Here is a 24,654-nt window from a genome sequence, read left to right as displayed (position 1 = left end):
AAAACATTAAGAAGCGTAAAGCCAGTCTGTTTTGAGAATGCTGAGGCACATTTCTTTTTCACCGCGGTCAGCCGCACACACTTTGTAATACTCACCATCCTCCTTCCACTTCACATCGGGAGACGGCGGCTTTTTTCCGGTCATCATATAAGTGCTGATATGTTTCTGAAGAAGCTGGTACGCTTCCTGGCGATCTTCTATTTTCAGACCATCTGTCATCATGCCCGTCCAGACCGGAATGATAGACGTCATAAGGAACAGCCAAATGGCCATTGCTGATAGCGTTTCAATAGTAGAGAACCCCTTATTTCCGTTTAGCATGGACATTTCCGCTCCCTAAGTAAACTGTGATCTCATAGGTGAACCCGGCGCTCTTCAATTGTATCTTTCCTCCCGAATTCGGATGGCCTTTTTCGTTAAATTCAAGGCTCTCCGGTAAAGTCACAAGCGTAATGTGAAGCGAATCAAAAGAACGCTCGACAATCCTTCCGCCTGACTGCAGTTTGTATTTATGCTCTTTTGGAAGAAAAGTGATTTTTGTTCTTTTATGTTCTGCGATAGCCGTTTCCTGAGCAAGCTGAATATCTTTTTGGAGCTGTTCTGTTTTTTGCCGCACGGCAAGGTGGGTGCAGACCGGCGGAACCGTCGTGAACAAAACCGTCAGCAGGACGGACGCCAGGCTTAACACAATCAGGCTTTCAAGTAGGGTAAACCCATTTTCTGTCCGCCTGTTATTGTTCAACTGTAACTTCTCCGCCACTAATTAAGATCTGTTTACCATTCGGGCAGGCTGTATTCTTTTTGATATACCCCTCTGATTGTAAATCGTTCATATCCGGCATTTTACCTTCATGGTCGATTTCGTACGCCGTCACTTGGGCTTTCACCATATTCTGCAGTCCTTCACAGCCTTTACGCTGAATGCTTTGATTATGTTTTGTAACGTTAGGAATGGTGATTAAAAGCAGAATGGAAACGATAAATAAAACAATCAGCATTTCAATTAAAGTAAATCCATCTTGATTTTTCAGACGAAGCACTCCCTTACATTTGGTTCATCATCTGGTACATCGGCATCAGCATTGACATGTAGACAATTAAAATCATACCGGCCACAACACCGTAAATGACAGGCTGGAGAATGCCGGTATACTTCGCCGCGTTTTGTTCAAGACGCTCCATCATAAACTGGCTGTACGTATAAAGTTCGCGGTGAAGCCGGCCGTTTGCCTGTCCGTGGCTGACTGCAGCCGCAAGGTCTTTTTCATAGCACGGATGCCCGGAAAGAGCGGATTCTATGGTTTCTCCGGCTTTCAGACGTGTAATGAGCATCTCTGCTTCTTCACGATAAAAAGGCAGAAAAGATTGTTCTTTAAAAGCTGTTAAGCTGTCATAGATAGAAAGGCCGGATTTCAGAAGACTGCTGAGCTGTAAAGAGAAAAAGTAGCTGTTAAAAAGAACGGCCGCTTTTCCTAATAGTGGTATTTTCACAACAATCAGCATTTTATCTTGCGGGGATTTTTTCTTACATAAGAACCAAACGTACAAAAACAAGCAGAAAGCGGCGGACAGCGCCAGTGCGCAGGCTTCATGAAAATGCCGAAAAAATGCAAAGATGAAAGCAGTCGCACCGGAGGTATTCATATTCATTGATTGATAAATCCCAGAAAACTGCGGAATGATTAAACTTTGCAGGATATAAAACATGACACAGACGGAAGAAATTAAAAACATCGGATACCGGAGCATTTTTTTGATTTGATTCGTCTGCATGAGCTTTCTCTGTAATAATTCGCCGCTTTGTTTCATCGCCCCCGGCAATTCCCCGTGTTTCTCAGCGAAATAGCAGATAGAGACGGCTTCTTTGTGAAAAGACAGTGCCTCAAGCACTTGGTAAAACGCATCACCTTCCCTCAACCGGCGGATTCCGTCCGTCAGCTCTGCAAGCTGACGTTTATGCAGCTGGAGTTTCAGCAGTCTTAGCCCTTCAATCAGACTGTATCCTTTTTCCGTCATTTCACCGAGCCTTTTCAAAAAAGCCGCTTGATCCTTCAACGGCCAGGTTCGTTTAATCCGCTTCATGATACACCCACCGATCGTAATTGTCGGTCGTGACATAGCCGAGCGCGATTCCTTTTCTGATCAGCCTGCGGAGCGTCTGATATTGAAAATTGGCGTGCTCTCCCTTTGCTTCCTGAAAGCATTGGGTGAGGTTTTTCCCGTAGAGCAGTTCATAAATGCCCGCACGGCGTGTCTGCCTGTACATCCGGCAGTACACGGAACAGTTTTCCTCTTTGCAGAACGGACATGTTAAATCAACCAGACGCTGAGCGGCAATGGCAATGACGGTTTGTTCAATTTCTGTCATGTTCACGCCAAACTCCAGCAGCCTGTATATGGCGCCCTTAGCATCTCTTGTATGCAGGCTTGAAAGAACGAGGTGTCCCGTCATTGCCGCGCGGACTGCGATTTCAGCCGTCTCGGCATCCCTGATTTCCCCTAAGATGATCATATCGGGATCATGTCTTAAAATCGCTTTTAAACCGGCGGAATATGTGACTCCGGCTTTTTCATTCACCTGAACTTGCAGCACATCCTCATCTCTTGTTTCTACGGGGTCTTCAAGCGTGACAATCCGCCGGTTGAAATGCCGTTTTGCATAGTTGACAAGCGAGTAAAGAGTGGTCGTTTTTCCAGATCCGGTCGGGCCGGTAAACAGAAGCAGGCCGTGCGAATGCTTCAGAAAGGACAATAGTGCGGCGCCTGCCCCCCGAAATAAGGACAGTTTATCCAGAGGGGGAATCTGCTGCTTAGGCAAAAGCCTGATGACAAGACTTTCATCATTCATTGTCGGCAAGGTTGACATTCTCAAATGAACGGTTTCTGTCGGAAGCGGCAGAGACAATGACCCGTTTTGCGGCTTTCGTCTTTCTCCTATATCCATGGCCGATAAAAACTTGAAATGAGAAATAAGCCTTACACATTCCTCTTTTTTTAAGACTCTTTTTTTCACAAGAGCATGGCCGATGCGAAAATGAATGAAAGCATCCCTTTCTCTCGGCACAATGTGTATATCTGAAGCCCTTGCCGTATAGGCCTCGTTTATGATGTTCCTGCTGTATGTTTCAATATTTTTCACAAGACTTCCCTCCTTCCGCACGTATTGTAAATCAGATACACAAAAGCCGGCAAAGGAGAGATTATGCGTTTTACACTGTGTAAAACGCAAAAAAATAAAAAACAAGCCCCCTGACATTGATTTACCGAATGAAATCCGGAACCATTCGGCCATTTTCAGCCATCAAAAAAAGCAGGCGAATGCCTGCTCTTCTTAGCGTTTCTTTTCTTTCCGCAAATATTTTTTTTGATGCTCCCTCAAAATGTCCCCTGTCCAGCCTTTGTGCCGCAGATAAATATAAATCAGCAGGGTTGATACAATAATGAGCACGATGGAACAGATATACGCATATTTCCAATGAAGCTCCGGCATGTTATCAAAGTTCATCCCCCAGAGAGCTCCAAGCGCCGTCATCGGTGTAAAGAGTGTTGTAAAGATCGTCAAGGCTTTCACAATTTCATTTCCTCTTTGGGAGGTAATGACTTCCTCGGCGTGCAGCAGATTGCTCAATTCCTGATCAAACTCATTGATATATGTAATTCCTCTTTCCATCTTTTGATGAGCTCTGAGGTAATCTTTCTGCCTGTCATTTTTCGGAAGAAAAGCTTCTTTTAAAGCCATTTCTACTTTTTTAGCCCCCAGTGTAAGACCTTTCCAAATGAACAGCTCATGGCGCAGTTTATGCACATTTTCCAAGATTCCTTTGCTGTTGTCATCATGAATCTGCCATTTCAGCGTCCGCTGCTTGACTTCAAATTCATCCAGTCCGATCAGATAGGAATTCATCAGCTCTCCCAGTAAAACAAAAAAGCCTTCAATCGGATTTTCACAGGTTTGAATCTGCTGTGTGGCATGCTTTTCTTTTACACCGCGCAGCAGCGAAAAATCAAAATTAATTGTAAAAAAGAAGTCTCTCGTAATATAAAAGTGAAATACGGTATGGTTTTTTTCATCATCTAATCCTTGATGATAGATTAAAGAACCGAAAACCGCTTCATTATTCTGATCATTTGTATCTGAGCGCAGAAAGTTTATATGATTTTCATGTTCAAACCACTTTTCGCATTGCGGCCAGTGATTGTGATGGATCATTTTTTTCGCTTCCGTTTTTTCATGCGGACCGAGCTGGTACCACAGCCAGTCCGCACCCGAATGTACCTTCATCTCTTGTCATCCTCCAGTATCGCTTTCTTGTTTTATTACCGTAAATGAAGCAGGCTAAACCAGGTTCGATGTTTGAGCAGCCTTCTACAGTGGTATTATTCCGAAAAAAGGGAGGTGCAAGCCTTCCTTCGCGAAGGCGTTACATTGTATATCATCAAACTATCTGCCATCGTACTATTTATTTTATTAACGGCGTGTTTTGTCGCCATAGAGTTTTCAATCGTTAAAGCAAGGCGCTCCCGCATTAATCAGCTCATTGAGGAAAATGTAAAAGGAGCAAAAGCAGCCAAGCATGTCATTACACACCTTGATGAATATTTATCGGCATGCCAATTGGGCATCACCGTCACCGCTTTGGGAATCGGCTGGCTGGGTGAACCGACAGTCAAAGCGATGCTTCAGCCGTTATTTTTAAAGACCGGAGTTCACGAAGCGGTTGCCCAAGTCCTGTCATTGATCATCGCCTTTCTGCTGGTTACATATGTGAATGTCGTCATCGGCGAACTCGCCCCGAAAAGTTTTGCTATCCAAAAAGCCGAGCGGATTACACTTTTGTCTGCCAGACCGATGATTTTGTTTTATAAGTTAATGTTTCCGTTCATCTGGCTGCTCAATCATTCCGCCCGCCTGATTACAGCAATGTTCGGCTTGAAGCCTGCTTCCGAACATGAAATGGCTTATACGGAAGAGGAATTGCGGGTGCTCCTTGCCGAAAGCTATCGAAGCGGCATGATTAAAAAAAGCGAGCTCCATTACGTAAATAACATTTTTACATTTGATAAGCGCACTGCCAAAGAAATTATGGTGCCCCGGAATGAAATGGTGAGCCTGCCGTTAGACAGCGGATCGGGACATATGCTCCGGGACATTATCAAAACAAATAAATATACCCGGTATCCCGTAGTAAAAGGAGATAAAGATCATGTAGTCGGCATCATCAATATAAAAGAAGTTTTATTCAGATTCCTGTCAGAAGGAGCGGCGTTTACAAAACACGAACTCAGCCCTTACATCCAGCCGGCGATCCATGTGATTGAGACGATTCCGATTTATCAATTATTCGTTAAAATGCAGCGGGAACACGCCCATATGGCCATTCTCATTGATGAGTACGGCGGAACCGCGGGATTAGTAACGGCGGAAGATATCATTGAAGAGATCGTCGGCGAAATCCGCGACGAATTTGATACGGATGAAACACCTTCCGTTCAAAAGCTTGGGAAGAACCGCTATCTCCTGAACGCCAAATTGCTGATCAGTGACGTCAATGATGTACTCGGAACAGAGATTACGGCTGATCAAGTCGATACACTCGGGGGCTGGTTTCTTACTCAGCATATTGACGCGAAGCCCGGGAGCACCATAGATTTTGAAGGCTACACATTTACGGTAAAAGAAATCGACAGCCATCATATCATTACGATTGAAGCTGACAAAGCTGAATAGCTGAGGGAGAAATCCCTCCCGGCCATTCAGCTTTTTATCATCTTAATGATTCTTTTACGATAAATCCGTTTTTTGCCAGCGCTTTCGCCAGACTCTGCTCCGTTTTCACCTGAGAAAAATCGATGCCGAGCTTCACGACGGTCTGCGCGATTTCCGGTCTGATGCCTGAGATTGTCGTTTCTATGCCAAGAAGTTTTGTGCTGTCAATCACTTTAAAAATCTGATAAGCGACCATCGTATCCACAATCGGCACACCTGAGATATCTAAAAATAAATAAGAAAGCCGGAGCGAGGAACATTGGTCAAGCACCGATTCCAAAATCATTCTTGCCCGGTAGGTGTCAATTTCACCGACGAGCGGCAAAATTCCAATACCGTCGGCAATCGGCATAATCGGCGCGCTTAGTTCGTTAATCATTTCTTTTTGGGCGTTTAATTGTGTAACCGTCACTTTATAATATTCCTCTGTAAATACTTCAATCATATGGTCAATTGCTTTGTTCAGCTTCTCTCCCCAATGGAATACCGCATTCGCCCCAGGCTTCTCAGACATTGTTTCACAGCATGTCTGTATGCGGTTCCAGACCAATCTCCGGAATTCTTTAAAGCTCGTGACGCTTTCATAGACCGGTACTTCATGGACGGCCCGGTCCCTTGCGAACTGAAGCGCCCATTTTGTCAGCTCCTCTTCCCCGCCGTCTTTTTCCGATAAAATGCCGGCAACGATTTCAATTAACAGACGGTGCTGCATTTCCGCTTTCTGATCATCTGAAGGCCGCCCCGATTTTGGTATGAGCAGCCACTGGCGTGTGATTTCACCTGATTCTTCAATTAAGGTTCGAGATAATGTTTCGTTCAAATGTTTCACGGGTCTCCTCCATTCAAATTCCTTTGTATGTATAAATCGGCGCCGGACGCACATACTGTAATTACATCCGATGGGCTATAGCCAAGCGGTAAGGCAATGGACTTTGACTCCGTGATCGTTGGTTCGAATCCAGCTAGCCCAGTCCCGCAACCGCAAAAAACGAAGATTAGCTGATAAATTTTGATCAGCGGATCTTCGTTTTTCTCTTATGATACAGATTGATGTACCGTTTTTTTCTTCGTCAGCTTCATCAGCTCTCCCGGATTGTATCCGATAACGAGCTTATTGCGATCGATCAGAATCGGACGCCGCAGCAGTTTCGGCTTCTCAGTCAAAAGCTTCAGCACTTCATTTACAGTCATTTCTTCAATGTTCAGGTTGAGGTTTTTAAATGTTTGGCTTCTCGTCGCCAATATTTCATCAATTCCTTCAGTCGTTAATGATAAGATCTGCTTCAATTCATCAATTGTCGGTGTCTCCCTGAATAGATGGCGCTCTTGAAAGTCAACATTGTGGGCTTTTAACCAATGTTTCGTTTTTCGGCATGATGTGCAGCTCGGGTATGAATAAAAAATAAGTTCTTTCATTTTTAAAAATTCCTCCCTCGGATAATCCGTCTCTTTGTTAACATAAGTACCCTGAACTTTTTTTCATTAAACATATTTCAAAAAAATTTTCGGATCTTTTTCAGAGAGCGGCATAAGATATAAAACACAGGGAAAGACATAAATTCCACAATAAATATAATCATGAAAATGTTTACATTTCGAGTGCCGATCTATTATAATAAACTTCAGATAGACTCTCGGGAGGGGATAAGGAATGAATCGCATGTTCCGGGTGTTAGGATTTTGGACGGGGATATTTGCAGTCATGTTTTTTTTAGGGGGCATGAAAGACGCTTCTCTTTTGTTTTTTGGACAGACGATCTTTTTCGTATTTCTTTCTTATTTGAATCTGACTGAGCGGATGTATATTTATATTTTCGGAGCTTACTTAACCGTATTTTTCGCCGGATTTACATATTATTCAATTTTTATTATGACACCGGGCGGCGGAACCCACTGACAGAAAAAGACAGACCGATTAGGTCTGTCTTTTTTCATTTACAGTGAAAAACCATTAATAAACGGGTTTCGCTCCTGCTCTGTCTGGATATCCGTTTCCGGCCCGTGTCCGCTTAATACAAGTGTATGTCCGGGAAGCGTGAGCAGTTTTTGATGAATGGAATCAAGCAATACGTTCTGACTTCCGCCGTGTAAATCAGTGCGGCCGATGCCTCCCTGAAAGAGCACATCACCTGAAATCACCAGATCCGCGTCCTTCACATAATAAGAAACGCTTCCCGGTGAATGTCCCGGCGTAAACAATGTCTCCAAATGGAAAGGCCCGATGTCCAAAATGCCGTCGCCTTCGATCAGCCGTTCGGCGGGCCGTGCCGTTACGGCGATGCCCCGCAATATGCCTGATCCGTTTAAGGAAGAGTCTTCCAGCCACTTTTCTTCATTTTTGTGAAGATATACGGGAACATCCCATCTGTCTCTTACTTCGTCAAGCGCGCCGATATGGTCAAAATGAGCGTGCGTCAGTAAGATGGCCAGCGGCTTCAGATTGTTTTCTTTTATGTAATTGTTGATTTTGTCCGCTTCCCCGCCCGGATCAAAAATAAGACAGGACCGATCCTCACTGACAAGAAAATACGCGTTTGCCTGAATCGGACCGGCCGGCATTCGTCTCCATTTCACTTTCATCACCTCTTTATGTATATGCCCTTATTATGAAGGTTTTCTGCGGAAGATTCAATGAATGCGGCCGGGAAAACGCTATCGACAAACAAAATGAAAACGGTTAAAATGAAATGGAAAGATTTTCAGGTTCCAATGACAAAGGAGGAGCATCATGTTACTTGTTGTAATCTTCGGCCTTGTCGCATTATTAGCTGTATTAGGAGTCCTGCGGGCTGTCAGACAGAGAAATATCCTGGGATTTTTGTTAGCCGCCGCCACGCTGGGCGTGTTTGGCTGGTTTACCGTTATGACCGTTGTAACCAGCGGCTATCCGACTGCACATTAAAAGCCTGTATCCAATGGATACAGGCTTATTTTTTATTGCTGCAAATGTTTGCTGACACTTTTGATTTTGCTCTCCAGCGTCGTTTCTTTATCACGTCTGTCATCAATGCGGATATTTGTCGCCACTCTGTGCAGCCCTTTTTGGAACGGGGCTTCGTGAATGTCCTGAATGACTGCGAATAAGTCGCTCAGCTCACCTTCAATCAACGTGTTCATCGGCGTGAGCTGAAATTTGATTTTGCCGGCAGCTTTGTAACCCTCCAAAATGTTTTGCACATCCGCTACATACTCACTGACGCTCGGTGTTTTTGTTCCGATCGGAATGATTGTCACATCTGCAATTGCCATTTGGTTCAAACTCCTTTTTCATTTGTTATGATTGGTTCTGTCATGCCTGTTTTCAATGAAATCAGACGGTCATACGTAAAGCCGTATAAAGCGTATTCCCCGTTCGGAGAGATCTGAATCGGCTCCATTTCCGTGTTTTTGAGCACCGTCCGCTCCCGTTCGTCTCCTAAGTCAAAGCTGATCAGATTGTAAGAGCGGCCTTCAGGCTTAAATATGTAAAACCGCTTGTGTGTCTGATCGTAATCATATTCCATCGGCGCAAAGCTCTTATACTTTTTTTGGAGAGGAAAACGGTGTGTCACGGATGCCGGCTTTTGGAAAAGGAACTCGCCGTCTCCGTCCGATTGATCCGTTTGTCTGACGGCAATCGTCATGCCCGGGCGGGAATCGGCCCAGATGACGTGATGAAGCACTCTTTTTTCTTTTTTTGTCTGCAAGTCATAAGAATATAAAGGACCCTCTTCCTCCGTTTTTCCTTGCTTAATATATTGGAATTCATCAGTGGAGGTCCAATGGACAAAAGGGGCCTGAACGGGACTCTTTTTTAAAATGCCGTTTTTCATATCGGCCGTATAGGCTGTGAAGTCCCATGTTTCAGTAAAAACGGTAATCATCATTTGATACGGGTCATACGGATTCCAAGCCGTCTCCAGCTCATAAGAGTTAAAGGCTTTGTGATAAAGTCTTTTCCCCTGCTTGTTCATAAGCACAAGCTCAGTCTGACCGCTGCTTGTCACCTGTACGAGAATCAGCTGTTTTTTCCGGCTGATCTTTACATTGACAATATGGCCCTTTGTTTCATAGAGCCGTTCGGATTTTCCGCTGAAAAGATCATATTTCATCAGCTGATGATGTGCTGTATACAGAATTGTTCTGTTATCCAGCCATCCTTCCGTTTTCTCCGCTTCCTTTTTACTGAGCGGAACGATTTTCTGTTCTGCCGATTTTGCCGAAACGCCTGTGTCTTGCTGCTGATGAGATGGTTCACAGGCCGCTAAACACAGAACGAATGCGGACAGCAGAACACAAACCAAGTATCTCACCAGCCTTCCCTCCATTCTTTTCTATTGTCCCATATTTGTTTATGTAAACAAATGAGAAATTTCACAGATGTCTCAAAAAACAAGCGACCTCCACAAAATACCTTCCGTCGCTTGATAAATATCAGCAAACTGATGAAAAGGCAAAGGGTTTTTTCCCTTCCCGAGCTCAATGGTATAGCCCTCTTTTCCATACTGCTGTATAAACCAATCCCTAAAACCGGCATGGCTGTCAATGGTTTTAACGCCTTGATAGCAGTTTCCGCTTATCGCTTCAAACTCCCGAATCATCCGGGATGATTGCTCCGGTTCACATCCTTCGTATCCCCAATAAATCTCTTCTCCCTGCGTATGAAGCGCGATCAGCCTGTCAGGCGGCTGCTCCGTTATCAGCCGGTGCATCGCCTGCGCCTCCGGTTCAGTGAGCGGCGCCGTCCCCGGAAAATCACGGTATGAAGGGGCTTTCGGTTTGCGCCTCTGTTCAATATCCCAATTGGATGGGAAATGTTTATTTAAATCCACACCGTTTATATTCGCCTTCCATTCGCGGAAATCCGGGCGGTGCTCATTTAATTGATTAAGAAATTCATTTTTTTCTGATAAATCTTCACATCCGTAAAGTACGAGATCAACACCGTCGGGATTTACGAGCGGAACGAATGACAATGATGTCCGGCTGAATATATCAAGCGCAGAGTGCCCGAAAACGGTTTTATTTTCGCATAATGCCGCGCAATATTCTTTACACCATTTAAGCGCGACCGAGGTGGTGATCCATTCATTGGCATGAAATGAGGCGTTTACATGGACTTTTCTTTCGGCCGTATCCGCACCTATTTTCAGCTCATAAAGCGGCTTTCCCAATACGGAACTGCCGATTTTACGGCACGTGACAAACGGAAAGACATCCGTTATTTTCTCAATTTCTTCATAAACCGATTCGGAGCCGTACACCTTTTCTTCCTTCACCCATTGATCAGCGGAAAGAATCCTTTCACAGCGCCGGATGTATCGCGAAAGCCCGCTCAGCGTCTCAAGCGGCGGACCCTCTGACTGCCCGCTCACGGCAAAGCCGGGACAAAACAATTCATCGTTTTCCGCCGTTTTATCAGCGGCTTTCAACAGTTTTTCATCAATTGAAAGCACCTTTGCGATATCTTTCATATGCTGTTTCAATTCAGGTTTGACACGAATTCCCGCCATGTTCATCCCCCTTTTTTAAAAACTATATGACAGGGGAGATAAAAAAAGAAAGCCGCCCGCGATATGGGCAGGCAGACTTTCTTCAGCAGTTTTGATGTTTGAGCCATTCATTTTTGGCAATCCACGCCCCGCCGATGACTCCGGCGTCATTTCCAAGTGCCGCAATCGAAATATCGGCCGCTTCCGCAGAACGCGGGAACGCGGTGATTTTGAAGGTCTCTTCCACTTTTGACCGCAGGATTTCACCCGCTTTAGAGACCCCTCCGCCGAGCACGATCTTCGTCGGGTTCATGGCGCTTGCCAGGTTTCCGAGCACGAGGCCTAAATGTTTTGCGACATAATCGACGACTTCAAGCGCTGTCTTATCCTGCTGTTTAGCCGCTTCGAACACGTCACGTGCCGTCAGATCATCCACTTGTAAGAGCGAAGAGTCGGAAACCGCCGCAAGCTTTTCTTTCGCGATGCGGACGATGCCTGTTGCGGACGCAATCGTTTCGATGCAGCCGGATTTTCCGCAGTTGCACGGAGCTCCTCCTTCCGGAATACTGCAAATATGACCGATTTCTCCGCCGGCCCCGTTTTTACCGTGAACGATTTCTCCGTTGACGATGATGCCTCCGCCGACTCCGGTTCCGAGCGTCACTAAAATGACATCTTTGGCCCCGTCACCTGCACCCTTCCACATTTCTCCGAGCGCCGCGATATTGGCATCGTTTTCAATGACGGCCGGAATACCCGTTTCCGCCTCGAGATGGTCTTTCAGCGGATAGTTTTTCCACCCCATATTTGTCGTCTCATAGACCATTCCCGTCGCCATTTCCACGGGTCCGGGCGCTCCCATTCCGATCCATTTTACGATCCGTTTCGGCTTGTTCAGTTCTTCCAGCTTCTGGTCAAGCGCTTTGGCGATCGTGACCGTAATTGTGTTTCCTGATTTATCGGTCGGAACTTCCCATTTATGCTGAATTTCACCGTACATGTTGATAAAGGCCAGCTTGATGGTTGTTCCGCCAAGATCAATCCCCGCAAACCATGTATCTTCCATAATAATCTCCTTTTCTTATTAAAATCCTGCTGTGTTATCTGCCTTTGATCCGCTCCGATTCTCTCTGAAGAACTCCGGCGGCTTTTTGCCATAATTCTCTTTCAATCACGTTTGACAAGTACATTTCCTTTAATTCATCTTTCATAAAGTCAATTTCGGCTTGTCTGTCACCGAAATAAACGATATGTCCGAATGACTTAAACAGCTGCTGCACGTCATAAAATGAATTCATCTTCTTCACCATTTCTACTCTTCTTAGTATAAGCGTATTTCATCACTGATCCGGGCGTCAAGCAAAAAACGATTGGAGAAAATATCCTTGTATTATTTTCATAAATTGTATATTCAAAATTGTAAAAAAACACTCATTTATGCGTTTTTCTGTTACAATACTTTCGTGCCCAAAAGCACAAAAGGATTAAAGTTTGATGGGGTGTTGTTTTGAAACAAGAAAAAAGGCTGACGTTCATCTCAGCCATCAGTTTATTTGTCTTGATGTTAGCAGTCATTATTTCCTGCCTGTTTTTCTTTCATACAGAGCCGCATATGCCGCTGTTCTTTTGCGTCATTATTCTGTCTCTGGCAGGTTTGTGGCTCGGTTTCTCGTGGGACAGCCTTGAAAAAGGAATTGTCAGCGGATTGAAAAACGGTGTGCAGCCGATTATCGTGCTGGCTTTGATCGGTGTACTGATCGGCGCCTGGATGTACAGCGGCGCCATTCCCACCGTCACCGTTTACGCTTTGTCAATTATACAGCCGGGTCAGCTGCTTTTGACCGCATTATTTTCCTGCATGATTATCAGCACGCTTGTCGGCTCAAGTCTGACAACTGTCAGTACAATCGGCGTCGCGCTGTTAGGGGTAGCAAGCGCGGCGGGAGTTCCGCTCGAATGGACGGCGGGAGCAGTCATTTGCGGGGCTTGTTTCGGTGATAAAATGTCACCGATGTCCGACACGACGAATTTTGCCGCCGGAATCGGCGAAATTCCGATTTTTAAGCATATTCGCCATATGATGGGCACTACCGTTCCGGCACTGCTGATCACGATTGTTCTTTTTTATATTCTCGGTTCATCGGTTTCAATAAATGCCGCTTCAACGCAAAATATTGAGGCGGTCATTTCCGGAATGAAAGAGGCCGTGCACGTTACGCCTTGGTCGCTTCTTTCACCTCTGTTGGTGATCATTTTAGCTGTGAGACGGGTTTCCGTGATTCCGGTGCTTACCGCCGGTATTATTTCCGCAGGGCTTCTGACTGCTGTTTTTATTCCTGACAGCAGCATTCAAGGATTTATATCCGCCCTGCAAAGCGGGACGGCGTTTAAAACCGGCGACCAGGCTGTGGCCAGCATTATCAACAGAGGCGGGCTCCAATCGATGATGGGATCAGTCTCTCTGATCATGATCGCCTTTGCGCTCGGCGGCCTGATGGAAAAAACGGGCCTGATCGCGGCGCTGCTTCAAGGATTGATAAAAGGCGTGCATACGAAAGGACGTCTTGTCATGGCGACCGTCTTCTCAAGTATAGGCGTAAACCTTGCGACAGGTGAGCAGTATTTGTCGATCTTAATTCCGGGTCAATCTTATAAACCTTTATATGACAAGCTCAGCATTAAGCGGATTCACCTTGCGCGGTCGCTTGAGGACGGCGGAACATTGATCAACCCGCTGATTCCCTGGGGAGTAAGCGGCGCTTTTATGGCAAGCGCATTAGGGGTTTCCGTCATCGACTACCTGCCGTTTACCTTTTTCCTGTACATTTCTCCTATGATCTCAATTCTGCTCGGTTTCCTGAAAAAAAGCTGACAATACGAGAAAACCTGCCGTTTTTTACCGGCAGGTTTTCTTATGCAAAAAATCCCGCTGAAAAACGGGATTTGTTTAAAATGCCTGCTGAATGAATTTGTTTCTGATAAACGGTATTTTTAAAAAGAAATGAATGAATGACCGTCTGATCCCCGGCTGGCTGAGCACGCTGTTCATCAGACGGTAGCGGTTTTGGTAAACGGCTAAAACAGATACGGCGCATAATGAGTAGATCAACAATTTTTTCATCTTATCCCTCCTGCCCCTATCGTTTGTCAAACAGCGAGAATTATTCCGGTGCAAGAAGTTTTTTATGCGATTAAGCGATGGTTTCAGATTCAGTCACGATCATATCGACCGGAATATCGTGGGGCATGCGGGGAATGCGGTCTGTCAGCTGGCAGTCAAAGAGAAGCGACACGGTACGGCCTTTATAACCGGAGAGGTACCGATCATAATATCCTCCGCCGTATCCGATTCTGAAGCCTTCCCGGTCAAAAGCCACGCCGGGCACAATCACAAGGTCAATGTCTTTTTGGGCGGCTTTTTTCGTCAGGCTCTCGATCGGTTCACTGAGGCCCGCATATACGGTTTCCAGCTGATCATACGCAGAAAATGTACGGAACTCCATCGCTCCCGTCTGCGGAAAGCATTTTGGGATACAGACTTGTTTTTTCTCTTTCCAGGCCTGTTCAATAATCGGCCGTGTCGGAATTTCCAGGCGTGTCGAGATGGTAACGGCGATCATGCGGGCCTGTTTCCATTCTTTTAAAGAAAACAGCGTTTCACGCATGCTGCGGCATTTTGCCTCCCATTCACTTTCTGTCATGTCAGAAAGCTTTGCTTTTATAGCAGTTCTGATTTGTGCTTTCACGTTTCTCAAACCTCCCTGAAAGACAAAAAAGCCAGAACTTTATAGAAAGCTCCAGCTTTTTCCGCTGTTTTAAACAGCTTATTTTGTTTCACGGTGTAACGTAGATTTTTTATCACGTGGGCAATATTTTTTAAATTCAACGCGGTCCGGATTGTTGCGTTTGTTCTTTTTAGAAATATAGTTACGCTCACCACATTCAGTGCAAGCCAAAGTAATATTAACGCGCATTATTTTCCCTCCAAACTAAATATCATTTACTTATTCAGACTTATATATAATACCACTATAATGGACGGAATGCTAGAGTGATTTACATGAAATGTTGTTTAAGTGCAGAAAACATCAGTTTACGCTTCTGATCCTCTGAATGAGCTTGCGTCAGGCGAAGGGAAAATATGACGAAACAGGACAAAAAAGGACTTTCTGATACGAAATCTATAGAGAAATAACCGTTTGCTCCCCGAATAAAAAAGATTTCCCGACAAAATTCCGTTTTTTTCTCTATTTCCTTTAGAATGGCGGCGTTTTATGGTATAAAAAAGAAGGGCAAATTAATAATAGAAGGTGATGAAACGTGGAAATTGCTATTATTGCGTTGTTTATCGTCAGTATAGCGCTTATTGCATTCTCATATTCTCAAAGAGATCCGATGAAAGACGTGGAACAGGAGCTTGAAACGCTTCAGCTTTCCGCCATGCAGGAAATTTACAAGCTGAAAAAGAAAATGACGGTGCTTGAAGAAGAATTGCTGGAAACCAACCTCGTGATCCGCAAAGCCAAAAGCAGCGGCATTAACCAAAAAATCGCCAAACAAATCATTTCAAAATATAACAACGGAATGTCTGCGGAAGCCATCGCAAAAGCGGAGCACGTGTCTGTCGAGGACGTCAATACCATTATTAAAGATAATGAGAAGGTGCTCGTATGACAAAACGGGGCATTCAGGCTTTTGCAGCAGGCATGATTTTAGCGACGGCCGTTCTCGCCGCTGTCTTCTATTTGACTGACCATGACCAGGCAGCCGCCGTTAAAACCGAAAAAACAGCATTGACAGAAAAAGAAGTAAACAGCTACCTCGACGATCAGCAAAAAGTCTCCGTCAACCGGGATGACTATCAAAAACTTCTTGATTCTAAAGAAAAAGCGTTAAACAACGACCAAAACACAGACGACAAAAAGAAAAAAGTAACATACAAACTGACGATTAAAAACGGAATGAGCACTGCTGATGTGTCATCCATTCTTGAAAAAGAAGGGATTATTCCTTCAGCGAAGGACTTTAATGATTACGTCATTGACGCAGGCTACCATAAAGAAATCCGCGCCGGCCATTTCAAAGTCGACTCAGATATGAGCTTTAAAAAAATCGTCAAAACATTAACCCGCTAAAAAAGCTTGCAGGCATCGTCCATTCAGATGGATACGGCCGGCAGGCTTTTTTAATAAGCAATATAAAACGGACCCGGTCAATGGCCGGGCCCGTTTTTTTCATCCGAATTTTCCGGTGATATAATCATGTGTTTTTTGATGATCCGGCTGAGAAAATATTTTGTCCGTATCCCCCCACTCTACCAGTTCGCCCATATAGAAAAACGCGGTTTGATCAGAGACCCTCGCAGCCTGCTGCATGTTGTGCGTCACAATGACGATTGTATACTTTTCTTTCAATGTCAAAATCAGCTCTTCTATTTTCCGTGTGGATACGGGGTCGAGAGCGGACGTCGGTTCATCCATCAGAAGGACGTCCGGTTTGGTGGCGAGCGCCCTTGCGATGCACAGCCGCTGCTGCTGACCGCCTGACAGTGAAAGCGCCTGGTGGTGAAGGCGATCTTTCACTTCATCCCAGAGCGCAGCTGCCTTTAAAGATTCCTCGGCGATTTCAAGCAGTTTCTTTTTATTTTTTTCGCCGTGAATTCTCGGACCGTACACGACATTCTCAAATATTGACTGCGGAAACGGATTTCCTTTTTGAAACACCATACCGATTTGTTTTCTTAATTCTGCCGCATCCGTCTTTTCTTTCAGCAGATTGCGCCCGTTATAGATCATGTCGCCTGTCACTTTGACATTCGGAGCCATTTGCAGCATTAAGTTTAATGTTTTAATAAAAGTGGATTTCCCGCAGCCGGACGGACCGATGATCGCAGTTACCTTCCGCTCCTCAAAACCGATCGTAATGTCTTTTAAAGCCTGATGGGCTCCGTACCATACGTTCATGCCGTGAATATCAAATAAATTCTGTGTGTGCACCGCTTCCTTCACAAGGCTCACAGTCCTTCCCCCTATCCGAACTTTCCGTTAATGTAGTCATCTGTCTTTTGCGCTTTAGGACTCGTAAAAATTTGTTCTGTCTGCCCGTATTCCACCACTTCCCCGTTTAAAAAGAAAGCCGTTCGGTCAGACACCCTCAGCGCCTGCTGCATGTTATGCGTAACGATAATAATCGAATAATCTTTTTTCAGTTCTGTCAAAAGCGTCTCGATTCTGGCGTTTGAAATAGGGTCCAGAGCTGAAGCCGGTTCATCTAAAAGAAGCACGGCAGGTTTCATCGCAAGCGTACGGGCGATGCAAAGGCGCTGCTGCTGGCCGCCTGATAACGAAAGAGCCGATGAATGAAGCCGGTCTTTGACTTCATCCCAAAGCGCAGCCTTCGTTAAGCTTTCCTCGACCGCATCATCCAAAACGGCTTTCCTGCGTTCACCCGCATACTTCAGCGCATGTGTGATGTTATTGTAAATGGATTTCGGGAATGGATTCGGTTTTTGAAACACCATACCGATCTCCCGTCTGAGAGACACGACATTAATCGCTTCCCCCAAAATATTCAGCCCTTCATATAGGATCTCTCCCTCGCTTCTTGCCGAAGGAATGGCATCGTTCATTCTGTTAATCTGTCTCAAAAATGTTGATTTCCCGCAGCCGGACGGACCGATCAGAGCCGTCACCGCATGTTTTTCAATATCCATGTTTACATCTTTAACCGCTTGTTTGTCACCGTAATAAATTGATAAATGCTTCACTTCCAAAATTGAAGACTCCGGCGAACGCTTTGTCTGTTCCGCATGTTCCCTGATGATGTGATCAATCATGTTTTCGCCTCTTTCCGATTAATTTGCCGTAAGCTTTTTATAAATGACAGATCCGAGCCATCTTGCACAAAGGTTAAACAAGAGCACCGAAATCACCAGCACCGCCGAGCCGCCGTTTGCAATCGCTTCGGCGTCAGGGATGATTCCCTGCGTATTGACACTCCATATATGAACCGCCAGCGTCTCAGCCGGCCTGAAAATGTTGAAAGGAGATGATTCAGAAAACGGGTTCAAATCCGTAAAGTTCAGCCGCGGCGTTGTCAGTCCTGCTGTAAATAACAATGCGGCTGCTTCTCCGAATACTCTTCCTGATGCGAGAATGGCTCCGGTTAAAATCGAAGGAATCGCACTCGGAATCAGCACCGTTTTGACGGTATGCCATCTCGATACGCCTAAAGCGAGAGAAGCTTCTTTCAGCTCCTTAGGAACTGCAGTGAGCGCGCCTTCTGTCACCCGGACCATAACGGGAAGGTTAAAGACGGTTAATGCGAGCGCGCCTCCGATAATCGTGTAGCCCCATCCGGTCAGGTTGACAAACATCAGCATGCCGAACATCCCGATGACAATGGACGGAAGCGAAGACAGCACCTCAATACACGTTCTGATAAAATCAGTGATTTTATTTTGGGGCGCATATTCAGCCATAAAAACGCCGCCCCCCACACCAAGCGGTATCGTGATCAGCATGGTGATAAACAGAATGTAAAAGGAGTTAAAAAGCTGATCCCGTATTCCGCCGCCTGACGCAATGGCGCTCGATTTTGACGTAAGAAAATGCAAGGAGATTTCAGAGACGCCGTGAATAAGAATGTACAAAAACAATCCTGCCAAAATCGCCGCGATTACAGCGGCGCATAACCCGAATACACCGGTGGCCAATTTATCCGTTATTTTCCGGTTCATTACACTTTCCTCCTAGATGACAAGTAGCGTATGAGCAATATAAACAGAAACGACATGATGAGAAGAACGAGCCCCATAGACCATAACGTATTATTTTCAATACTGCCGTATGTGGTATGGCCCATGTTTAACGTAATAATCGTCGTTAATGTTCCCGCCGTATCAAGCAGGCTTTCCGGCAGAAGCTTTGTATTTCCGATAACCATCTGTACGGCGAGTGCTTCTCCGAACGCTCTTGCCATCCCGAGCACAACAGCGGTCAGCAATGTCGGAAACGCCGCCGGGATAAGCACCTTTCTGATTGTCTGCCACCTCGTCGCACCAAGCGCATATGAACCGTCGCGAAGGTGTTTCGGAAGTGACGCAAGCGCATCAGCGGAAATCGATGTAACAGTCGGCAGAATCATTACCGAGAGTACGATCGTCCCCGCCAGAAGGCTGTGACCCGTTCCGCTTGATTTAAAAGAGCCGATAAACGGAACCAATACTGTAAGACCTATGAATCCATAAACGACGGACGGAATGCCGACAAGCAGCTCAATTACCGGCTGCAGCACCTTTTTTCCCCAAGTCGGCGCAATTTCCGTCATAAACACGGCACCCGCAATACCGAGGGGCGCTGCGATCAGAGCAGACAGAACGGTGACCGCAAATGATCCGAAAATAAAAGGCAGCGCGCCGAACTCAGGTTTTGCCTGGGTTGGATTCCAATTCAGACTTGTTAAGAACTCAATCGGGCTTACACCATTTACAAAAAAAGATTGCAGCCCCTTTATGCCGAGAAAAATTGTGATCGCCGCTGATGCCGCAATGATAATCGCGGCACACACAGACACAATCACCCTTCCGCGGACTTCATCCAATTGCCTGTTTTGTTTTGAGCTTATTAAGCGTTCGCTTACAGTCTCTTTTTCTCTGTGATTTATCATTTGTTTACACTCCTATAAGGAAGAAGAGGCGGGGAGCCCGCCCTCCCCTCAGCTTTGCTTGCCGTTTGCGTCACGTGTGACTTTCATATCAGAGATCGGAATGTAGCCTTGATCTTTTACGATACTTTTCTGTACTTCATCGCTGTTCATATAGTCAAGGAACGTTTTTGTAAGGCCTGACGCTTCTCCTTTCGTATAAGAGTGCTCGTAAGCCCAAATCGGATACTCGCCTGTGACGACGTTTTTCTCTTCCGGTTTGATGCCTCCGATCGATAAAGGCGTTACTTTGTCATCGTTTATATAAGAGAATGCCAGATAACCGATTGCTCCCGGCGTTTCAGCAATGATTTTTTTGACTGTATTGGAGGAATCCTCTGTAATGCCCTCAGCAGGATCTGCTCCGTCAAGCGCGTATTTGACGAACGTAGCGCGTGTTCCTGATGAATCAGGACGGTTCACGAGTGTAATTTTTTGATCTTTACCGCCAAGCTCTTTCCAGTTTTTAATTTTTCCTGTAAAGACGTCTGTCAGCTGTTTTTTGGTTATATCCTTTACGCCCGCACCGGGGTTGACCGCAGCCGCCATCGCCACTACCGCTACTCGGTGGTCTTTTAGGGCTTTCGCATCAATGCCTTCTTTTTCTTCAGCAAAGACATCTGAGTTGCCGATTTGCACTGCCCCTTCAGACACTTGCGAAAGACCTGTTCCTGAACCCCCCGCTTGCACCTGCACATCAGCATCCGGATGTTTTTCCATAAACTTTTCCGCCGCTGCCAGTACTAACGGCTGCATGGCCGATGAACCAGAAATGGTTAAAGAACCTGATGCTTTTTTATCCTCACTTGCAGATTGACTGTCTGTCTTGCCGCTTTCCTTTGCATTTCCGCATGCTGCAGCAACAATCATAACAGCAGCCATCAGAAGCATAAGCATCCATTTGTTTTTTTTCATTTCCTGAATTCCCCCTGCATTTAATGTGTAATTTGTCCTACACGTATAGAGTAAAGGGTTCTTGTAAAATGCGTATAAATCAAGTGTTAAGGTTTTGTAAATCCGGATGTTTTTTTGTATAAAAAAAACGCTCACAAGTTGTGAGCGTTTTTCTGTTAGTTGTTTGTATTGCCGTTTTCAGCGTCTTCCTGAATTTTATCTTCGTTTTTCTGCTTCGTATTATTATCTTCTTGTTTCTTTTTCAGCTCAAAGTATTTGTCCAGAGCTGCTCTTCCTATATCATCCGTAATCGAATATCGATCGCTGTAATTAATATAGGCCCAAGGAACGACTACAGAAATAGCCACTTCCGGATTATCAGCAGGTGCATACGCGACAAGAGTCGTGTTATATGTTGCTTCACCCGTCTCTGATTTGTCAGGACCGTCATAGAAAGATTGCGCGGTACCCGTTTTACCGGCAGGACTGTATGTCGCAGTCGCAAAATCAGTTGCGGCTGTCCCTTTTGTCATGACGCGTCTGAAACCTGCCTGCACTTCTTTAATGTCTGCATTATTCATATCAATCTTATTCAGTACTTGGGGCTGAACAGACTCTACAACGGCTCCGATTCCTTTTTTCGAATCAGGCTGCCTGACCTCTTTTACAAGCTGAGGTTTCAAACGATAGCCTCCATTGGCGATTGTAGATACATACTGCGCCATTTGCAGCGGTGTAAACGTATCATACTGTCCGATGGCAAAGTCTAACAGAAGACCGGAAATTCGCTGTGACCCTTGGTACCCGGTCGCTTCATTCGGAAGATCAATCCCCGTCTTAACTCCGAGTCCGAACTGATTGAAGTAGTATCTGAAAGTATCGAATGCCTTCATATCAAGCGGCAGGGACTGGCCTTTTTTGTACTCCCCTTTACCGACGGCAATCGCCGTTTTGAACATGAACACGTTTGATGATTCCTGAAGCGCTTTTTGGATATCTACGGGACCTAAATTCGTCCATGATTTTTTCGGGTTTTTACTTCCCTTGAAATACATAGGTTCATCCTGAAAAACGGTGTTCAAATTAATCGCGCCCGTCTGCAGTCCGGTCAACACCGTCGCTCCTTTGACCGCCGATCCCATTGCGTAGGAGGAAGTCATTGCGCCGAGGGCATAATCATTAATTTTGTACTTTCCATGATCATTCGTAATCTGTTTGCCTGCCATCGTCAGCACTTCTCCGTTTTTCGGGTTCATCATGACGACGAAGGCCCGATCAAGAAGCTTCGTGCTCGGTCTCGCTTTTGCCGATCTTAAATTTTTCTCAATGATTTTTTCAACGGATTTCTGCAGGTCCATATCAATGGATAAAACAAGGTCTTTGCCGGCCTGCCCTTTTGAAATCACTTTGCTGCCCGTGACATTTCCGGATGAGTCGGTTAAGTTCTGCACTTTCTCTTTTTGACCCTGCAGCAGGCTTTCATATTGATATTCTAAATAGCTTTTTCCGACCCTGTCATTCCGGCTGTAGCCGAGTGACAGATAGTGATCCAGCAGGTTGGACGGAAGACCTTCGTTCGAACTGGATACACTGCCGAGCAATGTCCGGATCAGGCTTTTATAAGGATAAGACCGTTCCCAGTCAGACGTCACGTCAACCCCCGGCAGTTCATCTAAATGTTCGCTGACGACGGCCATTTCTTTTGCCGACACGCCTTCATTTTTGATGTATTGAGGCGTCAGGGAGTATCCTGAATCCATCTGTCTTTTGATCGCAAGGATCTGCATGTCTTTTGAAGTGAGCTCATTCAGCTGTTTGTCTGTGATGCGTTTCAGCTGAAGCTGATATAAATCATCGTCAGACAGTTTTTTGTCTTCAGCTTTTTGGTTTTCTTCGGCCGTAATCAGTTTTTTCGCTTCATCAGGCCTTGTTAACATCCAATAGTCTTTTTTATCCCGCTCAGTCACCTGTTTGGTGCTTACCTTAATCATACCCGACAGTTTTTTTGCGATTTTTAAACGCTGCGCCTGGGTGGTTGAGGCTGAACGTGTATATGTAATCGCATTTAATGCTTTATTCGTTACGATGGGATTTAGGTTCCGGTCGTATATTTTCCCTCTCGGAACCGCCGTGCTGACATCAGACTCCTCTTGCTTATTAGCGGCGTTTTTATAATCATCACCCTGAACGATCTGCTTGATGCCAAGCTCGACGATAATCCAAGTGAAAATAAGAAACGCAACCAAAAACAAAAAATTAAGCCGGATTGGCAGTGATTTTTTCTTTTCTTTGTTTACAGCTATTTTCTTTTTATTTCTCCTCATGACATCACCTTTTCTTATTTACAGAAAGAAATGACACCTTCTGTTCAGGTGCCATTTTTCATTCTAAAGGTTTTTTCGATATTTTTCTACAGATAACCCTTTTATCTTTCTCCTTTTATAAAATTCGGTTCCGCCGCCTGTTTTTGTCGGTCTTCTTCTACTGTTTCATCAGAAGTTTCCGTATCCAGTTTGATGTCTTTTATAAAGTAATAAATCAGCGGATGCCCGGCTCCGAGCAGCACGAGCGCCGCCGGTATCCCCACTTTTTCCTTGAATAATGTAACGATTACAAGGAAACAAAGGATGGAAACGATCCGGCCCGCATTTAAAAATAACTCCCTGAGCACAATGTATTCAATTCTGGCTTTTCTGGCAAGCCGCGCCCGGCCTATCACATCATATGTAAGCGAGACATACGGCACGAGCAGAACTGGATAGCCGATCGCAATAAACACTCCGTACAAAAGGAGCGTCGTGAAGCTCATTTTAAAAATAATGAGAAACAGAGCGCCGTACAAGATCAATCCGCCGATAAGAATCGCCTTTTTCCGCGCTCTTTTTTTGATGAGCCTTGATGCAAAATAATAGGCAAAAAAAGAAACCGCGGAATTGACGAGGCCGAATGTTCCGAGCGCCAGCTCACTGTTTGTCGCAATGAATACAAATACGCTGATTAAAAAAACAAAAATCCCTTCTCTCAAGCCTTGAAAAAAGTGCGCGTTGGTAATCCGGCGCCAATTCAGATTCGTGTGGCGCTCATCAAAAACTTTTTTCAGCATAAACCGGCCTTTCGACTCCCTCCGCTTCAGAAAAAAGCTCATGACCACGGCAAGGGCAAATAAACCGAGCGACAGGCTGAAAATGATTGTATAACCCGTATTGTTTTCAAGTCTTGAAATGACATATCCGGCCACAATCGGACCGATCATGCCCGCCGATGAAGACAAAATGCCTAAAAACCCGTTAAAAAAATCTCTCGTTTCCGGTTCCGTGATTTCGAAAGTCAGCACATTAAAAGCCAGCCAGTAAAAGCCGTATCCAACTCCGAGCACGGCCCCTATCAAAACGAGACGGGAAGCCGCAGTTTCTCCGGCAAGCAGCACACTTAAATAAAAAGCGGCCAAAAAGATAACGCCGAACCTTAGAATAAACACTCTGTCAATTTTTTTAGCCAGCCGGCCCGCCAGCAGAAAGGTAACCGGCTGCATCGTCACGACCGACAAATTGTATATGGCCAAATCAATAAATTTTCCCGACTGCTTCCACAAATACACGTTGACAAATGTATTTGACAGCGCGATGCCCAATGAGTAAAGGCCGCCAATCGTCAATAACAGCAGCAGCCCTTTATTTATTTCGATGTCGCCGATAATTTTTTTTATTTTGCTCATCATTGACTCCCCTTTACTACACATTAGTTTGTCTCACTCAAACTGAGATATGTAAAAGGAATCAAAGTCAATAAAAAAACAAGGCCTCCCGCGGGAGACCTTGT

Annotated in this window: 30 protein-coding genes and 1 tRNA gene; 7 read left to right on the top strand and 24 right to left on the bottom strand. The window is 45.2% G+C overall.

Annotation, left to right across the window (positions count from 1 at the left end; translation table 11 throughout):
• Positions 1–6 precede the first annotated feature (6 nt).
• The 6 genes from comGE to CXL14_RS11290 all read right to left on the bottom strand — a co-directional run bounded on the left by comGE (position 7) and on the right by CXL14_RS11290 (position 4,282).
• The gene (gene comGE / locus CXL14_RS11315) at positions 7–321 is read right to left on the bottom strand and encodes a competence type IV pilus minor pilin ComGE (protein WP_032863566.1); all 315 of its coding nucleotides are present in this window, start codon (positions 319–321) and stop codon (positions 7–9) included.
• Positions 305–742, bottom strand: a complete 438-nt coding sequence (gene comGD / locus CXL14_RS11310) for a competence type IV pilus minor pilin ComGD (protein ID WP_007612572.1) — start codon at positions 740–742, stop codon at positions 305–307. Before comGD ends, comGE begins: the two co-directional genes overlap by 17 nt.
• Positions 732–998 (bottom strand): competence type IV pilus major pilin ComGC, encoded by a 267-nt coding sequence (comGC, locus tag CXL14_RS11305; RefSeq protein WP_050496152.1) that lies wholly within the window; start codon positions 996–998, stop codon positions 732–734. Before comGC ends, comGD begins: the two co-directional genes overlap by 11 nt.
• A 46-nt stretch (positions 999–1,044) precedes the next feature.
• A complete protein-coding gene (gene comGB, locus CXL14_RS11300) occupies positions 1,045–2,082 on the bottom strand; it encodes a competence type IV pilus assembly protein ComGB (RefSeq protein ID WP_014418377.1) in 1,038 nt (345 codons plus the stop codon).
• Complete coding sequence (comGA, locus tag CXL14_RS11295; protein WP_014418378.1) at positions 2,069–3,139, bottom strand: competence type IV pilus ATPase ComGA; 1,071 nt, start codon at positions 3,137–3,139, stop codon at positions 2,069–2,071. Before comGA ends, comGB begins: the two co-directional genes overlap by 14 nt.
• Positions 3,140–3,331: 192 nt before the next feature.
• Entirely contained in the window at positions 3,332–4,282 is a 951-nt protein-coding gene (locus CXL14_RS11290; RefSeq protein ID WP_014418379.1) for a magnesium transporter CorA family protein, read from the bottom strand.
• Between the two features lie 144 nt (positions 4,283–4,426).
• Between CXL14_RS11290 and CXL14_RS11285 the strand changes: the two genes are divergently transcribed.
• Positions 4,427–5,728 (top strand): hemolysin family protein, encoded by a 1,302-nt coding sequence (locus CXL14_RS11285; protein WP_029973873.1) that lies wholly within the window; start codon positions 4,427–4,429, stop codon positions 5,726–5,728.
• A 37-nt stretch (positions 5,729–5,765) separates the two neighbouring features.
• On the opposite strand, the gene CXL14_RS11280 is transcribed toward CXL14_RS11285, so the two are convergent.
• Positions 5,766–6,596: an STAS domain-containing protein gene (locus CXL14_RS11280; protein WP_014418381.1), complete on the bottom strand. Its 831-nt coding sequence runs from the start codon at positions 6,594–6,596 to the stop codon at positions 5,766–5,768.
• A gap of 71 nt (positions 6,597–6,667) precedes the next feature.
• On the opposite strand from CXL14_RS11280, the gene CXL14_RS11275 reads away from it, so the two are divergent.
• A tRNA-Gln gene (locus tag CXL14_RS11275) sits at positions 6,668–6,738 on the top strand.
• A gap of 64 nt (positions 6,739–6,802) precedes the next feature.
• On the opposite strand, the gene CXL14_RS11270 is transcribed toward CXL14_RS11275, so the two are convergent.
• Entirely contained in the window at positions 6,803–7,183 is a 381-nt protein-coding gene (locus CXL14_RS11270) for a Spx/MgsR family RNA polymerase-binding regulatory protein (protein ID WP_003153079.1), read from the bottom strand.
• A gap of 235 nt (positions 7,184–7,418) precedes the next feature.
• Between CXL14_RS11270 and CXL14_RS11265 the strand changes: the two genes are divergently transcribed.
• Complete coding sequence (locus CXL14_RS11265; protein WP_003153078.1) at positions 7,419–7,664, top strand: DUF2626 domain-containing protein; 246 nt, start codon at positions 7,419–7,421, stop codon at positions 7,662–7,664.
• A 38-nt stretch (positions 7,665–7,702) separates the two neighbouring features.
• On the opposite strand, the gene CXL14_RS11260 is transcribed toward CXL14_RS11265, so the two are convergent.
• Positions 7,703–8,341 (bottom strand): MBL fold metallo-hydrolase, encoded by a 639-nt coding sequence (locus CXL14_RS11260; RefSeq protein ID WP_032863564.1) that lies wholly within the window; start codon positions 8,339–8,341, stop codon positions 7,703–7,705.
• 154 nt (positions 8,342–8,495) lie between these two features.
• Here CXL14_RS11260 and CXL14_RS11255 point away from each other — a divergent pair, with 154 nt between their 5' ends.
• Positions 8,496–8,669, top strand: coding sequence for a DUF2759 domain-containing protein (locus CXL14_RS11255; RefSeq protein WP_003153076.1), 174 nt, complete (start codon positions 8,496–8,498; stop codon positions 8,667–8,669).
• A 32-nt stretch (positions 8,670–8,701) separates the two neighbouring features.
• Here the strand turns inward: CXL14_RS11255 and CXL14_RS11250 are convergent, their stop codons facing one another.
• The 5 genes from CXL14_RS11250 to CXL14_RS11230 all read right to left on the bottom strand — a co-directional run bounded on the left by CXL14_RS11250 (position 8,702) and on the right by CXL14_RS11230 (position 12,548).
• Entirely contained in the window at positions 8,702–9,016 is a 315-nt protein-coding gene (locus tag CXL14_RS11250) for an MTH1187 family thiamine-binding protein (protein ID WP_003153073.1), read from the bottom strand.
• 5 nt (positions 9,017–9,021) lie between these two features.
• On the bottom strand, positions 9,022–10,059 hold the full coding sequence (locus tag CXL14_RS11245) for a YqgU-like beta propeller domain-containing protein (RefSeq protein ID WP_032863563.1): 1,038 nt from the start codon (positions 10,057–10,059) through the stop codon (positions 9,022–9,024).
• Between the two features lie 72 nt (positions 10,060–10,131).
• Positions 10,132–11,259 (bottom strand): M14 family metallopeptidase, encoded by a 1,128-nt coding sequence (locus CXL14_RS11240; RefSeq protein ID WP_014418384.1) that lies wholly within the window; start codon positions 11,257–11,259, stop codon positions 10,132–10,134.
• An 82-nt stretch (positions 11,260–11,341) separates the two neighbouring features.
• Complete coding sequence (gene glcK, locus CXL14_RS11235) at positions 11,342–12,304, bottom strand: glucose kinase GlcK (RefSeq protein WP_014418385.1); 963 nt, start codon at positions 12,302–12,304, stop codon at positions 11,342–11,344.
• 34 nt (positions 12,305–12,338) lie between these two features.
• Positions 12,339–12,548 (bottom strand): YqgQ family protein, encoded by a 210-nt coding sequence (locus CXL14_RS11230; RefSeq protein ID WP_007408313.1) that lies wholly within the window; start codon positions 12,546–12,548, stop codon positions 12,339–12,341.
• Positions 12,549–12,799: 251 nt separating this feature from the next.
• Between CXL14_RS11230 and nhaC the strand changes: the two genes are divergently transcribed.
• The gene (nhaC, locus tag CXL14_RS11225) at positions 12,800–14,110 is read left to right on the top strand and encodes a Na+/H+ antiporter NhaC (protein ID WP_050496151.1); all 1,311 of its coding nucleotides are present in this window, start codon (positions 12,800–12,802) and stop codon (positions 14,108–14,110) included.
• Positions 14,111–14,185: 75 nt separating this feature from the next.
• On the opposite strand, the gene CXL14_RS11220 is transcribed toward nhaC, so the two are convergent.
• The 3 genes from CXL14_RS11220 to rpmG form a co-directional block, all read right to left on the bottom strand.
• Positions 14,186–14,359: a hypothetical protein gene (locus CXL14_RS11220; RefSeq protein WP_007408311.1), complete on the bottom strand. Its 174-nt coding sequence runs from the start codon at positions 14,357–14,359 to the stop codon at positions 14,186–14,188.
• A 70-nt stretch (positions 14,360–14,429) separates the two neighbouring features.
• On the bottom strand, positions 14,430–14,984 hold the full coding sequence (locus CXL14_RS11215; protein WP_014418387.1) for a 5-formyltetrahydrofolate cyclo-ligase: 555 nt from the start codon (positions 14,982–14,984) through the stop codon (positions 14,430–14,432).
• A 78-nt stretch (positions 14,985–15,062) separates the two neighbouring features.
• A complete protein-coding gene (rpmG, locus tag CXL14_RS11210; protein ID WP_003153056.1) occupies positions 15,063–15,212 on the bottom strand; it encodes a 50S ribosomal protein L33 in 150 nt (49 codons plus the stop codon).
• Positions 15,213–15,558: 346 nt separating this feature from the next.
• On the opposite strand from rpmG, the gene CXL14_RS11205 reads away from it, so the two are divergent.
• Complete coding sequence (locus CXL14_RS11205; RefSeq protein WP_003153047.1) at positions 15,559–15,912, top strand: hypothetical protein; 354 nt, start codon at positions 15,559–15,561, stop codon at positions 15,910–15,912.
• Positions 15,909–16,373 (top strand): endolytic transglycosylase MltG, encoded by a 465-nt coding sequence (locus tag CXL14_RS11200; RefSeq protein WP_014418388.1) that lies wholly within the window; start codon positions 15,909–15,911, stop codon positions 16,371–16,373. Before CXL14_RS11205 ends, CXL14_RS11200 begins: the two co-directional genes overlap by 4 nt.
• A gap of 99 nt (positions 16,374–16,472) precedes the next feature.
• Here CXL14_RS11200 and pstB (CXL14_RS11195) read toward each other — a convergent pair whose 3' ends face one another.
• The 7 genes from pstB (CXL14_RS11195) to CXL14_RS11165 form a co-directional block, all read right to left on the bottom strand.
• Complete coding sequence (pstB, locus tag CXL14_RS11195) at positions 16,473–17,255, bottom strand: phosphate ABC transporter ATP-binding protein PstB (protein WP_014418389.1); 783 nt, start codon at positions 17,253–17,255, stop codon at positions 16,473–16,475.
• An 11-nt stretch (positions 17,256–17,266) separates the two neighbouring features.
• Positions 17,267–18,073 (bottom strand): phosphate ABC transporter ATP-binding protein PstB, encoded by an 807-nt coding sequence (gene pstB / locus CXL14_RS11190; RefSeq protein ID WP_014418390.1) that lies wholly within the window; start codon positions 18,071–18,073, stop codon positions 17,267–17,269.
• Positions 18,074–18,091: 18 nt separating this feature from the next.
• Positions 18,092–18,976 carry a phosphate ABC transporter permease PstA gene (pstA, locus tag CXL14_RS11185; RefSeq protein WP_007408306.1) on the bottom strand — a complete coding sequence of 295 codons (885 nt, stop codon included), beginning with the start codon at positions 18,974–18,976 and terminating at the stop codon, positions 18,092–18,094.
• Positions 18,976–19,905 carry a phosphate ABC transporter permease subunit PstC gene (pstC, locus tag CXL14_RS11180; RefSeq protein WP_014418391.1) on the bottom strand — a complete coding sequence of 310 codons (930 nt, stop codon included), beginning with the start codon at positions 19,903–19,905 and terminating at the stop codon, positions 18,976–18,978. Before pstC ends, pstA begins: the two co-directional genes overlap by 1 nt.
• 48 nt (positions 19,906–19,953) lie before the next feature.
• Positions 19,954–20,856: a phosphate ABC transporter substrate-binding protein gene (locus tag CXL14_RS11175; protein ID WP_007408304.1), complete on the bottom strand. Its 903-nt coding sequence runs from the start codon at positions 20,854–20,856 to the stop codon at positions 19,954–19,956.
• Between the two features lie 155 nt (positions 20,857–21,011).
• Entirely contained in the window at positions 21,012–23,159 is a 2,148-nt protein-coding gene (pbpA, locus tag CXL14_RS11170) for a penicillin-binding protein 2A (RefSeq protein WP_014418392.1), read from the bottom strand.
• A gap of 101 nt (positions 23,160–23,260) precedes the next feature.
• Entirely contained in the window at positions 23,261–24,550 is a 1,290-nt protein-coding gene (locus tag CXL14_RS11165; RefSeq protein ID WP_012118002.1) for an MFS transporter, read from the bottom strand.
• Positions 24,551–24,654: the final 104 nt, after the last annotated feature.

The sequence above is a fragment of the Bacillus sp. SJ-10 genome, assembly GCF_002843505.1.
GTDB classification, from domain to species: Bacteria; Bacillota; Bacilli; order Bacillales; family Bacillaceae; genus Bacillus; species Bacillus velezensis.
The sequence above is the reverse complement of the archived record's forward strand: the minus strand, read 5'-3'. Positions and strand labels throughout refer to the sequence as shown.

What these genes read in the sequence shown, in the direction of transcription:
- pbpA (WP_014418392.1), bottom strand. Translation starts at nt 23,159, where the DNA reads ATGAGGAGAAATAAAAAGAAAATAGCTGTAAACAAAGAAAAGAAAAAA.
- CXL14_RS11200 (WP_014418388.1), top strand. Translation starts at nt 15,909, where the DNA reads ATGACAAAACGGGGCATTCAGGCTTTTGCAGCAGGCATGATTTTAGCG.
- pstA (WP_007408306.1), bottom strand. Translation starts at nt 18,976, where the DNA reads ATGAACCGGAAAATAACGGATAAATTGGCCACCGGTGTATTCGGGTTA.
- CXL14_RS11270 (WP_003153079.1), bottom strand. Translation starts at nt 7,183, where the DNA reads ATGAAAGAACTTATTTTTTATTCATACCCGAGCTGCACATCATGCCGA.
- rpmG (WP_003153056.1), bottom strand. Translation starts at nt 15,212, where the DNA reads ATGCGCGTTAATATTACTTTGGCTTGCACTGAATGTGGTGAGCGTAAC.
- CXL14_RS11290 (WP_014418379.1), bottom strand. Translation starts at nt 4,282, where the DNA reads ATGAAGGTACATTCGGGTGCGGACTGGCTGTGGTACCAGCTCGGTCCG.
- CXL14_RS11265 (WP_003153078.1), top strand. Translation starts at nt 7,419, where the DNA reads ATGAATCGCATGTTCCGGGTGTTAGGATTTTGGACGGGGATATTTGCA.
- CXL14_RS11230 (WP_007408313.1), bottom strand. Translation starts at nt 12,548, where the DNA reads ATGGTGAAGAAGATGAATTCATTTTATGACGTGCAGCAGCTGTTTAAG.
- comGB (WP_014418377.1), bottom strand. Translation starts at nt 2,082, where the DNA reads ATGAAGCGGATTAAACGAACCTGGCCGTTGAAGGATCAAGCGGCTTTT.
- CXL14_RS11220 (WP_007408311.1), bottom strand. Translation starts at nt 14,359, where the DNA reads ATGAAAAAATTGTTGATCTACTCATTATGCGCCGTATCTGTTTTAGCC.
- pstC (WP_014418391.1), bottom strand. Translation starts at nt 19,905, where the DNA reads ATGATAAATCACAGAGAAAAAGAGACTGTAAGCGAACGCTTAATAAGC.
- comGC (WP_050496152.1), bottom strand. Translation starts at nt 998, where the DNA reads ATGCTGATTGTTTTATTTATCGTTTCCATTCTGCTTTTAATCACCATT.
- CXL14_RS11240 (WP_014418384.1), bottom strand. Translation starts at nt 11,259, where the DNA reads ATGGCGGGAATTCGTGTCAAACCTGAATTGAAACAGCATATGAAAGAT.
- nhaC (WP_050496151.1), top strand. Translation starts at nt 12,800, where the DNA reads ATGTTAGCAGTCATTATTTCCTGCCTGTTTTTCTTTCATACAGAGCCG.
- comGE (WP_032863566.1), bottom strand. Translation starts at nt 321, where the DNA reads ATGCTAAACGGAAATAAGGGGTTCTCTACTATTGAAACGCTATCAGCA.
- CXL14_RS11250 (WP_003153073.1), bottom strand. Translation starts at nt 9,016, where the DNA reads ATGGCAATTGCAGATGTGACAATCATTCCGATCGGAACAAAAACACCG.
- CXL14_RS11255 (WP_003153076.1), top strand. Translation starts at nt 8,496, where the DNA reads ATGTTACTTGTTGTAATCTTCGGCCTTGTCGCATTATTAGCTGTATTA.
- pstB (WP_014418390.1), bottom strand. Translation starts at nt 18,073, where the DNA reads ATGATTGATCACATCATCAGGGAACATGCGGAACAGACAAAGCGTTCG.
- glcK (WP_014418385.1), bottom strand. Translation starts at nt 12,304, where the DNA reads ATGGAAGATACATGGTTTGCGGGGATTGATCTTGGCGGAACAACCATC.
- CXL14_RS11165 (WP_012118002.1), bottom strand. Translation starts at nt 24,550, where the DNA reads ATGAGCAAAATAAAAAAAATTATCGGCGACATCGAAATAAATAAAGGG.
- CXL14_RS11175 (WP_007408304.1), bottom strand. Translation starts at nt 20,856, where the DNA reads ATGAAAAAAAACAAATGGATGCTTATGCTTCTGATGGCTGCTGTTATG.